The organism is uncultured Tateyamaria sp., assembly GCF_947497045.1.
GTDB lineage: Bacteria > Pseudomonadota > Alphaproteobacteria > Rhodobacterales > Rhodobacteraceae > Tateyamaria.
In genome coordinates, this window is the sequence record NZ_CANMEU010000002.1 from 607,029 (window position 1) to 620,764 (window position 13,736).

The following is a 13,736-nucleotide window of genomic DNA, read 5'->3' on the forward strand; positions in this document are numbered from 1 at the left end:
GCTGTCCCTACTCATTATCTTGTGGGTCTGCGCCCGTTGCCCCCGGATGGCCCATTTTGCGGATCGCGTCAACGATCTGCGCGAGTTTCATGCTGAGCGAGCCCTTGACCAGCACAACATCGCCGCTGTCGAGGCGACGGGCCACGCGGGGTGCCATCTCGGCTGCGGTTTCGGCCCACATCCCCTGTTTTTGCGCCGGAAGGGCTTCGTGCAGGTTTTGCATGAGCGGGCCGATGCAGTGGATCGTATCGAGCGCCGCGACCGCGTCCAATTCGGCCAGTTCGGCGTGCATGTCCGGCCCGTCGGGGCCAAGTTCTTTCATATCGCCCACAAATGCGATGCGTCGCCCCTTGCTGACCCGCCCGATATCATGGGTCACCTGGGCCGCCGCCAGAACGTCGAGCGAGGCCGCCATGGAGGTCGGGTTGGCGTTGTAGCTGTCGTCGATCAGCTCCAGCGTGAGGTGGGTTTCGACCGGGTCCAGCGTGATGATTTCGCGCGCCCCACGTCCCTCATAGGGAGTCCAACGGCCCAGAGATTGCGCAGCCAGCGCCAGATCCGCGCCCAATGCCTCTGCGGCGGCCAAAGCCCCGAGCCCGTTCATGGCGAAATGTTTGCCCACCGCGCCGACCTTGAACAGCAACGGCTGGCCATGGGCTTCGGCCCTCACGATTGTGGTATCCTGTTGCAGATCGACGGATTTCAGAACGAAATCAAAGCCGTGTTCCCCGAACCCGATGTCGCGACGTTTCGCATCATGGGCCTTGGCCTGAAGGATCGCAGCCGTCGAGCAGTCGTTGTTCAGCACCGCCGTGCCCCCATATTCGAGCCCTTCGATGATCGACGCCTTTTCCAGCGCGATCCCTTCGATGTTGTCGAACGCCTCAAGATGGGCGGCGGCCACGGTGGTGACCATCGCCACATGAGGCCGCGCAAGCTTGGCCAATGGTGCGATTTCGCCGGGGTGGTTCATCCCGATCTCGATCACCGCATATTCGGTATCGGCGGGCATCCGCGCCAACGTCAGCGGCACCCCCCAGTGGTTGTTGTAGCTGGCCACAGAGGCGTGGGTGCGCCCCTGATCCGACAGGATCGCGCGCATCATTTCCTTGGTCGAGGTCTTGCCAACCGAGCCTGTGATCGCCACCACCTGTGCGTCTGTGCGAGCACGAGCCGCAGCACCGAGCGTTTCCAATGCGGCAAGGACATCAGGCACGACCAGCAAGGGCGCATCATCGGCAACGTCTTGAGGCACATGGTTCACAAGGGCCGCCCCGGCCCCGGCGTTGAGCGCTGCGGCAACGAAATCATGCCCGTCGCGTGCCGCCTGCAAGGCCACGAAAAGGTCGCCCGGTTGCAGGGTGCGCGTGTCGATGGAGACGCCGGTTACGCTCCAGTCTCGGGTATTGCGTCCGCCTGTTGCAGCGGCAGCGTCGGTCGAGGTCCAAAGGCTCATGTCAGTCGTCCCTCCAGCGCAGCGACGGCCACGCTTGCCTGTTCTGCGTCGTCAAAAGGCAGCACATCGTCGCCTACAATCTGCCCGACTTCATGGCCCTTGCCCGCGATCAGCAGCGCGTCGCCGGGTTCGAGCATGTCAACCGCGCGCAGGATCGCCTCGGCCCGGTCGCCCACTTCGGTGGCATCGGGGCAGCCTTCCATCACGGCGGCGCGGATCGACGCAGGGTCTTCGCTGCGCGGATTGTCGTCGGTCACGAACACCACATCGGCGTGCTGCGCGGCGGCCTGCCCCATCAAGGGGCGCTTGGCCGCATCGCGGTCCCCGCCTGCGCCCACGATGGTCACAAGTTTGCCCATGACATGCGGGCGCATCGCCGACAGGGCCGTGGCCACCGCGTCAGGCGTGTGGGCGTAATCGACAAAGACCGCCGCACCGTTTTCGCGCCGTGCGGCAAGTTGCATACGGCCTCGCACGGTATCAAGATACGGCAATGTTTCGAACACCCGCGCAGGCTCCGCACCGCAGGCGATCACGAGGCCGCACGCCAGCATCACGTTGTCGGCCTGAAAGCCCCCGATCAAAGGCAGGCGTGCCGTATAAGCCTTGCCTGCGTACTCAAAGCGCACATCCTGCCCCGTCGCATCAAAGCGTTGCGCCGACAGGTGCAGATCGCCCCCGTCCCGGCCTACGCTCAACACGGTCTGGCCCCGCGCACGCGCGATGGCGGCCATGTCCACACCGCGCGCATCGTCCATATTGATCACTGCCGTACCGTCTTCGGGCAGTACCCGCGCGAACAGGCCCGCCTTGGCATCGAAATAGGCCTCGAAGGTGTGGTGATAATCAAGATGGTCCTGGGTGAAATTGGTGAACCCGGCGGCCTTCAGCATCACCCCGTCAAGGCGGCGCTGATCAAGCCCGTGGGAGGATGCCTCCATCGCGGCGTGAGTGATTCCGTTGGCGGCGGCCTCCGCCAGCGTGCGGTGCAGCGTGATCGGCTCGGGCGTGGTGTGGGCGAGCGGCGCAGACCATGCCCCCTCGACTCCGGTGGTGCCGAGGTTGACGGCTGCCAGGTCCATCTCGACCCAGATCTGGCGCACGAAGGTGGACACCGACGTCTTGCCATTGGTGCCGGTGACTGCGACCATCGTTTCGGGCTGGCCGCCAAACCAAAGCGCGGCGGTACGGCTGAGCGCCTCGCGCGGGGCGTCCGCAATCACCACTGCGATACCGTCGAGCACATCAGCGGCGATCTCGGCTCCTTCGGCATCCGTCAGCACGGCCACGGCCCCCATGCGCACCGCATATTGGATGAATTCGGCCCCATGCACCCGCGCACCGGGCATGGCGGCAAACAGGACCCCGTCCCTGACCTCGCGGCTGTCCACGGCAATGCCGGTGATGTCCGGATTTGCCCCACCGCGGGCGGTCAGACCCAAGGTTGAAAGTGATCGTGTCTGCGCACCCATATCTGCTTTGGCCTTTTTTGGCTCGGGTGCGCACGGCACCTCAGTTGCTGCTGGTGAGCGTTATATCAGCCAGTCTGCCCGGTTCAACGGTTGGCCGCAGACCCAGGAGCGGGGCGATGCGTCCGATCATCTCGGCCGCGACGGGCACGGCCGTCCACCCGGCGGTGCGGCGCGGCTTGTCGCCAGATGTCTCGACCGGTTCGTCCAGCGTCACCACGAGCACGTATTTGGGATCATGCGCAGGGAAGAGGGTGGCGAAGGTGGCAATCACCTTGTCCTCGTAATACCCGCCGCGCGGCTTGGGTTTGTCGGCGGTGCCCGTCTTGCCGCCCACCGCATAGCCGGGCACTTCGCCCATGCTGGCCGTGCCAGAAGTCACTACCGCACGCAGCATATCGCGCGCCGCATTGGCAGCACCCGTGCTCATCACCCGTTCCTTGGTTTGAGGGCCGGTCTGTTTGAGGATGGTCGGGTCCACCTTGAAGCCGCCATTGGCGATGGCCGCGTAGCCCGCCGCCAGATGCATCGGCGAGGTGGACAGCCCGTGACCATAGCTGATCGTGACCGCACTGAGATCGGTCCAGCGTTTGGGCAACAGCGGCTTGCCGGTGCGCGCCTCGAAAATCTCGAACGGGGTCGCGTCGAAAAAGCCGAGGGATTTCAGAAATTCCTGCTGGCGCTTCACACCGATCTGCAAGGCCATGCGACCCGTCCCCCGGTTCGAGGATTTGACGATGATGTCACTGACGCTCAGCTTGCCGTAGTTCTTGTTGCGGAATTCACCTATAGGAAAGCCGCCCACGCGCATCGGACCAGAGGTATCGATGACGGTCGAGGGGGACACGAGGCCCAGCTCGATGGCCTGCGCGGCGGCAAATATCTTGAAAGTCGAGCCCAACTCATACACCCCCTGCACTGATCGGTTGAACAGCGGGCTGTCGCTTTGATCGCCCTTGGTGGCCGGGCGGGGGCGATTGTTGGGATCGAAATTGGGCAGGCTCACGACTGAAATCACCTCGCCCGTGTGTACATCCATCAGAACGGAGGTCGCACCCTTGGCGTTCATAATCTTCATGCCGCCATAAAGCACGCGTTCGGAGGCCGCCTGCACTGTCAGGTCCAGCGACAACTCAAGCGGGTTTTGTCCGTTGGCGGGATCGCGCAGATAGTCGTCAAACTGCTTTTCAACGCCTGCAACGCCGATAACCTCAGCCGCGCTCACGCCTTCCTTGCCAAAGGACGCACCACCCAGCACATGGGCGGCCAGCGTGCCGTTGGGATAAAGGCGCATGTCGCGGGGGCCGAACAACAGGCCGGGATCGCCGATTTCATGCACCAATTGCATCTGTTCAGGGCTGATTTTCTTCTTGATCCACAGGAACTTGCGCTTGCCGGTGAACTGTTTGATCAGGTCCGCCTCTTTGAGGTCGGGAAACACGGCTGCCAGCCCCTTGGCCGAGGCCACCGGGTCCACCATGTGGGGTGGTTGGGCATACAGCGCGTGGGTTTCGAAATTCGTGGCCAGCAGATGCCCGTTGCGATCCACAATGTCGGCGCGCGAGGCCGAAATGGCGGCCCCTTGGGCGGCGGTGCGCGGCTCGACCGGCTCGGATGTTGCCAGCATGCCCATGCGTAGGCCCACAACGCCAAAGGCGCAGAAAAAGAACAGGCCCAGCACCAAAAGCCGCCCTTCGGCGCGTTGACGGGCGTGATCGCGCATGTCCTCGTGACGGGCGCGGATGTTTTCGCGTTCAATCGCGTCCGGATTTTCGCCAGCTTCGCGGGCCGGCAGGATACGGGCCAGCGGGCGCAAGGGGGTGCGGATCATGGCTGCTGCTCCTCTTCCTCAAGCTCACCGGACACCTCGACTGCGTTTTCGAGGATCAGCGCAGGTGGGGCTGGATAGGCGACCTCGTCCACACGCCCAAACTGGTCGGGGCGGAAGGGCAACAGGCCAAGGCGATCAAAGTTGATGTCGGCCAGATCGCGCAGCCGGTCGGGGCGGTTCAGATAGGCCCATTCAGCGCGCAACACAGCCAGACGGGAATGGGTGATGCGTATGTCGCGGTGCAACTGGTCGGTTTTGGCAAGCGACTCTTGCGTCGCGTAATTCTCGCGGTAGGCCCAAAAGGCCAGACCGATCACGGCCAGTGTCGTCAATATATAAAGTATGGTGCGCATCAGAGCGTCCCCTTGATCTGCGGCATTCCAATGGATTTTGCGTCAATATCCCCCGCCGGGGCGTCCGTGCGGGTCGCGATGCGCAACTTGGCTGAGCGGCTGCGCGGATTGGCGGCAAGTTCGGCCGCATCCGGACCAATGGCCTTGCGGCTTTTGACGGTGAATTGGGCGGCAGTTTTCGTGGTCTCGGGGGCATAGCGGTTGGCATTGGCCTGCTTGCCCGCCCGCGCGGTGAGGAAGCGTTTGACCATGCGGTCCTCGACCGAATGAAAGGTGACAACAGCCAGCTTGCCACCTTCTGCCAGCGCACGTTCAGCGGCCATAAGCCCCTGATAAAGCTCACCATATTCATTATTCACCGCAATGCGCAGCGCCTGAAAACTCCGCGTTGCAGGATGGGACTGTCCGGGCTTGGGGCGCGGCAGGCATTTTTCGACCACCCTAGCCAGTTCAAGCGTGGTGGTGACGGGGCGCGCCGCAATGATGGCCCGCGCGATTCGCCGGCTGGCGCGCTCTTCACCGTAGTGGAACAGGATATCGGCGAGGGTTTCTTCCTCGGCGCTGTTCACGATATCGGAGGCGGACGGGCCGTCCTGGCTCATCCGCATGTCAAGGGGGCCGTCCTTCATAAAGGAAAACCCCCGACCTGCCTGATCCAGTTGCATGGAACTGACACCAAGGTCGAGAACCACGCCGTCCAGACCATCAGCATAGGCATCAAGGTTGGAAAATACGCCAGGCTGCATGACCAGCCGGTCGCCGTATGCGATCGCCCAATCGACGGCCATGTCAAAGGCGAGCGGGTCACGATCCACGGCGATCACCTGTTCGGCCCCGGCCTCAAGCAAGGCGCGGGTATAGCCACCAGCCCCGAACGTGCCATCCAGCCAACGCCCCTCAATAGGCGCACAATGCGACAGGATCGCGTCGATCAGTACCGGTATATGTGGCCCCCCAGCCGACATTTCAGCCCATGTCCCCGTCAAGATAGACGGATGGATCAAGATCCGGGTCGAACCCGTCATCATCGAGGGCTGCGATGCTCGCGTCATAGGCTTCGGGCCGCCAGATCTCGAACGTATCCCCGGAAGAGACGAAGCGGGCCATGCCATCCAGCCCGATCTTGTCGCGCAACTTGGCGGGCAACACAATGCGGCCCGTGTCATCCACAACCGTCTCGATGGATTGCGCGCTATACAGCCGCTCCATCGCCTTGCGCTTGGCCGAGCCGCGGGGATGTTTGGAAATCTTGTCGTCGACCTCGTCCATCGCCTCGATGGTGAAGCCTTCAAGAAAGGCGCGGGTGTCGCCGCCATAGACAATGATGATGCGCGGCGGCAGGCCGTCGGTCCAGTCCGGGTCGCCCGCTTCGATCACACGACGAAACGAGGCCGGGATAGACACCCTGCCCTTCGCGTCCACCTTGTGGTCGCTTTCGCCTCTGAACCTGCGTGCCACCGTTTGGCCCGTCCCTTTTTAACGTCAGCACATGATCCCCATCCGTGCTGTAGAAATGGAAACGGCGGGTTGATCTGCTGCCACTGATCAACCCGCCGCCCTCGTCCCGACTTGCGGGATGTCCAGCTGCGCGCGCCACCTGGGGGGATGTCTGCTCGCTCGCGCGCCGGATCTCTGGTCTGATGAAAGCGAGGTGCCTGTATGAAACCTGCTAGAGTTTTGTTGTCTGCGTGGGGTCGTTTGCTGCCCCGTGTCTCGTTCTCATCTGATGCATTAGGGATGCCATGGGATAACATGGTACGCAATGGTTTTTTGAGGAGTCATTGAAGTGCAATGGGATGAAGTCGGCCATATCCAACACCTTAAAGGCTGTAATTTTCAGCCTATTTAAGCCTATAAGGTTATCGGTCAAACTGTAGCCACTATATGTTGTGCTCACCTTTGCACGCCCAGCTTATCCCACATTTTCCCAAAAAAATGCGATATAGGGCGCAGTTTTTTGTACGTTTATGCTTTGTTCTTAAGCTATTTTCATCAAAAACACGCGATTCACTCGAATTTGATTCGAATCTAACGGCCAGACGCAGCCTATTGCCCATGAATTCCCATGGGCTTGGCAACCACGGTCAGGCCACGCCGCCTTTGATCAGCCCCTGCGCGATCTGCGCATAGGCGTCCGCCATCGGCCCGTCCCCTGCGGCAATCGGTGTGCCTCCGTCTCCGGCCAGCCTGGTGTCGAGGTCAATGGGCAGCGCGCCAAGCAGCGGCACACCCATCTTTTCGGCCTCCGCCGCGACACCGCCCTGACCAAAGATCTGATGCTGTGACCCGCAATCAGGGCAAATGAACATCGACATGTTTTCGATCAGACCCAGAACGGGCGTCTTGAGCGTCGCAAACATGTCCAGCGCCTTGCGCGCGTCGATCAGGGCCACGTCCTGCGGCGTCGATACAACTATGGCACCCGTCAGTTCGGACTTGGTGCACAGCGTCAACTGCACATCCCCCGTCCCGGGCGGCAAATCGACCAACAGCACGTCCAACTCGCCCCACTCCACCTGCCCCAGCATCTGTTGCAGCGCGCCCATCAGCATTGGGCCGCGCCAAACGACCGCTTTGCCCTCTTCCATCATAAAGCCGATGGACATGAGCGTGACGCCGTGGGCATGCAGCGGGATGATCGTCTTGCCATCCGGGGATGCGGGGCGCTTGTTGACCCCCATCATGCGCGGCTGGCTTGGACCATAAATATCTGCATCCAGCAGGCCCACCTTGCGTCCCTGTCTGGCAAGCGCCACGGCAAGGTTGGAAGAGACGGTGGATTTGCCCACCCCCCCCTTGCCCGACCCGATGGCCAGAATGCGCTGTACGCCGGTGGGTTTGGTCGGCCCCTCTTGCGGCTTGGGGTGGCCGCCGATCTTGAGGCTGGGCGGTGCAGCCGGTTTTGCGGCTGGACCGTGGGCCGTCAGGGCCACACGAGCCTGCGCCACACCGTCCATATCGCGCACCAGCTGTTCGGCAGCCGCGCGGATCGGCTCCATCCGGGCCGCAATCTCGGGGCTGGGCGCTTCGATCACGAATTGCACCTGATTCCCGTCAACCGAGACCGCACGAATCAAATCACGGCTCACAAGGTCGCCCCCATCGGGCATGCCGATACGGGCCAACGTGGCGAGGATATCGTCTTTGGTCACAGGCATGGTGCATTTCTCCGCTCGGGTGCCACATTAACTGGCAGATTTCGCGGCGCACACAAGAGGCGCCGACACAGCCGCGACATCAGCGCCGGTTTATTGGGCGGGTCGCACAAGATTTCAACTGCAACCCTATGCAATTGCTGCATAGCAGCATTGCCGCAGAAAGTATTGTGCAGACGCAGCATTCACTTATGTTTGGGTCAACGAAATTGAGCAAGTTTAGAAAACGAGGCAACACACATGGCCTATTACAACGACATCAACACCCGCAGCGATCTGGTTGAGCGCATCCTTGGTGCAGCCGCGCGCATTCTGGAAACAGCAGCCGAGCGGCGTGCGCAAAACCGCATCTATCGCACCACATTGGGCGAGTTGGATGCCTTGTCGAACCGCGAGCTGGCTGATCTGGGCATGCACCGCTCCGAACTCAAGCGTGTCGCCTGGGAATCGGCTTACGGCAGCGCTGCGCACTGAACATCGAGATCAGATGTCCCTCTCCTCCTCCCTGGGGCATCTGTAAATTTGCGGCGGCGTCCTCCTCCTCCCTGACGTCGCCGCACCTTTTCATTCCGCGCCCTTAAGGGTGCATCACGAGACACATCGCGATCCGGTCCTCCTCCTCCCTGACTGGTGCGATGTTGCCAGAGCGGCGGCCCCTCCTCCCTGGGGTCGCCGTTTTTTACGTTGTGTTCACGAAGGTGAACACGAAGGGTGACAAGGACTGCTTTCGAAGGAAAGCTGTCAGCCACTCCGCAGCGTCCAATCACCACGTTCCAACTTGCCAAGGCGCAAATCCTGCCCGTGATCGCGATGGGTTGAGGTCGAACGATAGGAAGTGGCCGACAGCTTTTTTTTGCAAAAAGCAGTCCTTGCCACTGATTGCTTTCACCTTCGTGAAAGCAATCTAAAACGGAATGTCATCACACCCCGTGATAAATTTCGAAATAACCTTCTTCAGACCGGCCTTTTCAAACTCGATCTCCAGTTTGTCGCCTTCGATCCCCACAACCGCACCATAGCCGAATTTCTGGTGGAACACCCGCTCGCCCATGGTGAAACTGGACACCGCATCAAGGTCTATCACCGTGTTGCGGCTTTCCTTGGGCTGACCGATGGGGCGATCGCCCGCACGCGCTTGCAGACGCCTCCAGCCGGGTGAGTTGTAAACATTCGCATCTGCCGCCGCCTGATGCAGCCGGGATTCCCCCATGGAGGGCGCCGCCGCACCATATCCACCACCATATAATCCGGGCGGGGTCAGCACATCCACATGCGCTTCGGGCAACTCGTCAATAAAGCGGGACGGCAGCGACGATTGCCACTGCCCGAACACGCGCCGATTGGCGGCAAACGAGATTGTGCAGACCTCTTCGGCGCGGGTGATGCCGACATAGGCCAGGCGGCGCTCTTCTTCGAGGCCCTTGATCCCGCTTTCGTCCATGGATCGCTGCGAGGGGAACAGGCCATCCTCCCATCCGGGCAGGAACACGCAAGGAAATTCGAGCCCCTTGGCCGCATGCAGCGTCATAATCGACACCTTGGCCCCGGCCTCATCCTGTTCGTTGTCCATGATCAGCGACACATGTTCGAGGAACCCTTGCAGGTTCTCGAACCCCTCAAGCGCTTTAACCAACTCCTTGAGGTTCTCAAGCCGCCCCGGTGCCTCCGGCGTCTTGTCGTTCTGCCAATGGGCGGTGTAACCACTTTCGTCCAGAATGATCTCGGCCAGCTCCACATGGCTGACAGGGGGCGGGCCGTATTCACTGCGCAAGGGCACCACGCCGTCATCCAGAACGCTGTCATCCTCTGCCACCTCGATCCGGGGGCCGCGCAGCTTGGCATGCCATCTGGAAATGCCTTCGGCCAGGCTGCGCAACTCAGTCCCGCCCTTGCCCTTGATCAAACCCTGCTCGACCGCCAAGAGCGCACCCTCGACCAATGAGACTCCATTGGCGCGGGCGGTGATCTGAATGGTTTGTTGCGCCTTGTCGCCAAGGCCGCGCTTGGGGGTGTTCACGATCCGCTCGAAGGCCAGATCATCCTCGGGGCTGACGACGACGCGGAAATAGGCCATCGCATCGCGGATCTCCATCCGCTCGTAAAAGCGCGGGCCGCCGATCACGCGGTAGGGCAATCCGATGGTCAGAAACCGATCCTCGAAGGCCCGCATCTGGTGGCTGGCGCGGACCAGAATTGCCATTTCGTCCAGCGACACCGGGTCCATGCCCCGGGTGCCCCGCTGCGCGGCCTCGATCTCGTCCCCGATCCAGCGCGCCTCTTCCTCGCCGTCCCAATGACCGATCAGGCGGACTTTCTCGCCCTCTTCCTTGGCCGTCCACAACGTCTTGCCAAGCCGGTTCTCATTGCCGTCGATCACGCCCGAGGCGGCGGCCAGAATGTGAGGTGTCGAGCGGTAGTTTTGTTCCAACCGCACCACATGGGCACCCGGAAAATCCTTTTCAAAGCGCAGGATATTGCCCACCTCTGCCCCGCGCCAGCCATAGATTGACTGATCGTCATCGCCCACACAGCAGATGTTCTTGTGTCCTTGGGCGAGCAGGCGCAGCCATAGGTATTGAGCGACGTTGGTATCCTGATACTCGTCCACCAGAATAAAGCGGAACCAGCGTTGATATTGTTCCAGCACATCCGGGTGGGTCTGAAAAATGGTGACCATATGCAACAGCAGGTCGCCAAAGTCGCAAGCGTTCAGTTCAAGCAGGCGACGTTGGTATTGTTCATAAAGCTCGACGCCCTTGTGATTATACGCCCCACCATCAGATGCGGGTATCTTATCCGGTGTCAGCGCGCGGTTTTTCCAGCCATCGATGATATTGGCCAACTGGCGGGCGGGCCAGCGCTTGTCGTCGATCCCGGCGGCGCGGATCAGCTGCTTCATCAGGCGGATCTGATCATCGGTGTCCAGAATGGTGAAGTTGGATTTCAAATGAAGGCCGCGGCGCGCGCCGTCGGTACCGCTCTGTGATTGAAAATCGCGCGGCGGGCCAAGCTCCTCTTGTGCCGTAAGCTCCCTGTCACCCGTGCCAGCATCACTTTGGATTACCTTGCCATCGTCCATCGAAATCAATTCGGCATGACGCCGCAGCAGCTTCACACAGATTGAGTGGAAGGTGCCCAGCCAAGGCACCCCTTCGATCTGCCCGCCGAGCATCGCACCCACGCGGGTCTTCATCTCGCGCGCAGCCTTGTTGGTGAAGGTCACCGCCAAAATCTCGTTCGGACGCGCGTTCCCGGTGTTGAGCAGATGAACGATACGCGCCGTCAGCGCACGGGTCTTGCCCGTACCGGCCCCGGCCAGCATCAGCACCGGACCGTCCAGCTTTTCGACGGCCGCGCGCTGTTCGGGGTTCAGACCGTCCAGATAGGGTTGCGGACGCGCAGCCATCGCACGGGCCGACAGGGATGCGCCCTCAAAGGCATCAAATTCATCATAACTGCTCATGGCCGCAATCTAGCCGCTTCGACCCAAAAGGGAAAGACTGGTGTTCACGCGATGTTCTTCACCCTGGTTCCAAAAAACCCCGCGGGACGGGCTGTGGGGTCGTAGGGGCTGACCCATCGATCAACAGCCCGCTTGCGGCACGCCCGCAGCCTCTCCATAGTCCGCGCCATGGACCTGACCAACCGATACCCCGCCCTCAGCGATTTACGCACCCGTGCACGGGGGCGAATCCCCAAATTCGTGTGGGAATACCTCGACAGCGGCACCGGGGTTGAGGCCGCCAAGGCCCGCAACCGGGCCGCACTGGACCGGATAGGGATGATCCCGTCCGTACTGCATGGCGAGTTCGACCCGGATCTGAGCACAGAGCTGTTCGGACATCAGATGCCCCTGCCCTTCGGGATCGCGCCCGTGGGCATGTCGGGCCTTATGTGGCCCAACGCCGAACGGCATCTGGCGCGGGCGGGTGCACGCCTTGGAATCCCCTATACCCTCTCGACGGTGGCCACGGCTGCCCCCGAAGACATTCAGGGTGATCTGGGCACGCATGCGTGGTTTCAGATGTATCCGCCGCGGGATGAGGGCATTCGTACCGACATGCTGAACCGCGCTAAGGCGGCCGGGTTCAGGACATTGGTGCTGACGGTGGACGTGCCCGTGGCCTCCCGACGTGAACGCCAGACCCGCTCGGGCCTGACCAATCCGCCCAAACTGACGCCCCGTCTGCTGGCACAGGTTGCGCAGCGCCCGGCCTGGGCCCTCGGCATGGCCCGCACCGGCATGCCACATATGCGCATGCTGGATGCCTACGCCACCAAGGCCACCGCCAATCTGCCGGTGACGGCCCATGTCGGGTATCTGCTGCGCACCTCACCTGATTGGGACTATGTGTCGTGGCTGCGCGATGCCTGGGAGGGTCCGTTTGTGATCAAGGGGGTCATGCGCGGCTCGGATGCCGAGCGGCTCGAAGGGCTGGGGGCCGACGCGATCTGGATTTCCAATCACGCAGGGCGCCAATTCGATGGCGCGCCCGCCACCATTGACGTCCTGCCTGCCGTGCGCCGCGCCACCAAGCTGCCGATCATTTTCGACAGCGGCGTTGAAGGCGGGCTCGATATCCTACGTGCCATCGCCTCGGGCGCGGACTTCGTCATGCTGGGCCGCGCGTGGCACTACGCGTTGGCGGCCCTCGGCCCCGGTGGCATTGATCATCTGGCCCATATCCTGACCGCCGATCTCAAGGCCAATATGGGTCAGTTGGGCAGCAAGACACTCCGGGACCTGCCCAAACCCTTTCAACACAGCTGATCCACCATGCGACAACTTGGCATCGAATAGGATGCCATACCCGCCTGTTGTTCCCACAGACATCGCAACAAGCATCGGAGCATGAGATGAAAGACGCAATGAGCACCGTTCTTATGTTGGCCATCGTAGCTGGCAGTATGGCCTTTGGCTGGCGAACGGCCCTGGCCGACGGTCACGCCGCAACCGCCACTTCAGACCTCAAGAACATCAACGGCGACACGATCGGCATGGCCAACCTGCAACAAACCGCCCACGGCGTGCTGGTGCACATAAAGGTCAGCGACCTGCCACCCGGCAAGAAGGGCGTGCACTTTCACGCCAAGGCACATTGCGCCGCCGACACTGGTTTCAAATCGTCCCATGGCCACCACGGCGAGGAGGACGGCGCGCACGGTCTGCTTAACCCGGCCGGACCGGGCAAGGGCGATCTCGGCAATATCTTTGTCGGTACGGATGGCGTGGGCGAGATGGAAGTGTTCAAGACCGGCGCAACCCTGGACGGTGGTGATCTGCCGCTCCTTGACGCCGACGGGACCGCGATCGTCATCCATGCAGAGGCCGACGACCATATCAGTCAACCCATAGGTGGCGCAGGCGCGCGTATCGTCTGTGGCCTGATTGACGCAGGCTGAGCCACGCCCGGGCAGATGATACATCCGCCCGAAAACATCGTAAGGCGCATCCTGATGCGCCCCCCCCCG

Annotated in this window: 11 protein-coding genes; 3 read left to right on the plus strand and 8 right to left on the minus strand. The window is 61.8% G+C overall.

The genetic code is table 11. The annotated features are described in order from the left end of the window. Positions 1 to 7: 7 nt before the first annotated feature. From murF to Q0859_RS06540, 7 genes are all read right to left on the minus strand, one after another. Positions 8 to 1,456 carry a UDP-N-acetylmuramoyl-tripeptide--D-alanyl-D-alanine ligase gene (gene murF, locus Q0859_RS06510; RefSeq protein WP_299148833.1) on the minus strand — a complete coding sequence of 483 codons (1,449 nt, stop codon included), beginning with the start codon at positions 1,454 to 1,456 and terminating at the stop codon, positions 8 to 10. Continuing rightward, entirely contained in the window at positions 1,453 to 2,928 is a 1,476-nt protein-coding gene (locus Q0859_RS06515) for a UDP-N-acetylmuramoyl-L-alanyl-D-glutamate--2,6-diaminopimelate ligase (RefSeq protein ID WP_299148835.1), read from the minus strand. Before Q0859_RS06515 ends, murF begins: the two co-directional genes overlap by 4 nt. A gap of 40 nt (positions 2,929 to 2,968) precedes the next feature. Then, positions 2,969 to 4,756 carry a penicillin-binding protein 2 gene (locus tag Q0859_RS06520; protein WP_299148837.1) on the minus strand — a complete coding sequence of 596 codons (1,788 nt, stop codon included), beginning with the start codon at positions 4,754 to 4,756 and terminating at the stop codon, positions 2,969 to 2,971. Next, positions 4,753 to 5,109, minus strand: a complete 357-nt coding sequence (locus tag Q0859_RS06525) for a cell division protein FtsL (protein WP_299148839.1) — start codon at positions 5,107 to 5,109, stop codon at positions 4,753 to 4,755. The genes Q0859_RS06520 and Q0859_RS06525 overlap by 4 nt, the downstream gene beginning before the upstream one ends. Further along, a complete protein-coding gene (gene rsmH, locus Q0859_RS06530; protein ID WP_299148841.1) occupies positions 5,109 to 6,074 on the minus strand; it encodes a 16S rRNA (cytosine(1402)-N(4))-methyltransferase RsmH in 966 nt (321 codons plus the stop codon). The genes Q0859_RS06525 and rsmH overlap by 1 nt, the downstream gene beginning before the upstream one ends. Position 6,075: 1 nt before the next feature. Further along, on the minus strand, positions 6,076 to 6,567 hold the full coding sequence (gene mraZ, locus Q0859_RS06535; protein WP_299148843.1) for a division/cell wall cluster transcriptional repressor MraZ: 492 nt from the start codon (positions 6,565 to 6,567) through the stop codon (positions 6,076 to 6,078). A gap of 626 nt (positions 6,568 to 7,193) precedes the next feature. After that, positions 7,194 to 8,267: an Mrp/NBP35 family ATP-binding protein gene (locus tag Q0859_RS06540; protein WP_299148845.1), complete on the minus strand. Its 1,074-nt coding sequence runs from the start codon at positions 8,265 to 8,267 to the stop codon at positions 7,194 to 7,196. 237 nt (positions 8,268 to 8,504) lie between these two features. Between Q0859_RS06540 and Q0859_RS06545 the strand changes: the two genes are divergently transcribed. Continuing rightward, the gene (locus Q0859_RS06545; RefSeq protein WP_299148847.1) at positions 8,505 to 8,738 is read left to right on the plus strand and encodes a DUF1127 domain-containing protein; all 234 of its coding nucleotides are present in this window, start codon (positions 8,505 to 8,507) and stop codon (positions 8,736 to 8,738) included. 430 nt (positions 8,739 to 9,168) lie between these two features. Here Q0859_RS06545 and Q0859_RS06550 read toward each other — a convergent pair whose 3' ends face one another. Next, complete coding sequence (locus Q0859_RS06550; protein ID WP_299148849.1) at positions 9,169 to 11,727, minus strand: UvrD-helicase domain-containing protein; 2,559 nt, start codon at positions 11,725 to 11,727, stop codon at positions 9,169 to 9,171. A gap of 168 nt (positions 11,728 to 11,895) precedes the next feature. Between Q0859_RS06550 and Q0859_RS06555 the strand changes: the two genes are divergently transcribed. Both Q0859_RS06555 and Q0859_RS06560 read left to right on the plus strand, forming a co-directional pair. After that, positions 11,896 to 13,035 carry an alpha-hydroxy acid oxidase gene (locus Q0859_RS06555; RefSeq protein ID WP_299148851.1) on the plus strand — a complete coding sequence of 380 codons (1,140 nt, stop codon included), beginning with the start codon at positions 11,896 to 11,898 and terminating at the stop codon, positions 13,033 to 13,035. 98 nt (positions 13,036 to 13,133) lie between these two features. Then, on the plus strand, positions 13,134 to 13,667 hold the full coding sequence (locus Q0859_RS06560; protein WP_299148853.1) for a superoxide dismutase family protein: 534 nt from the start codon (positions 13,134 to 13,136) through the stop codon (positions 13,665 to 13,667). Positions 13,668 to 13,736 lie beyond the last annotated feature (69 nt).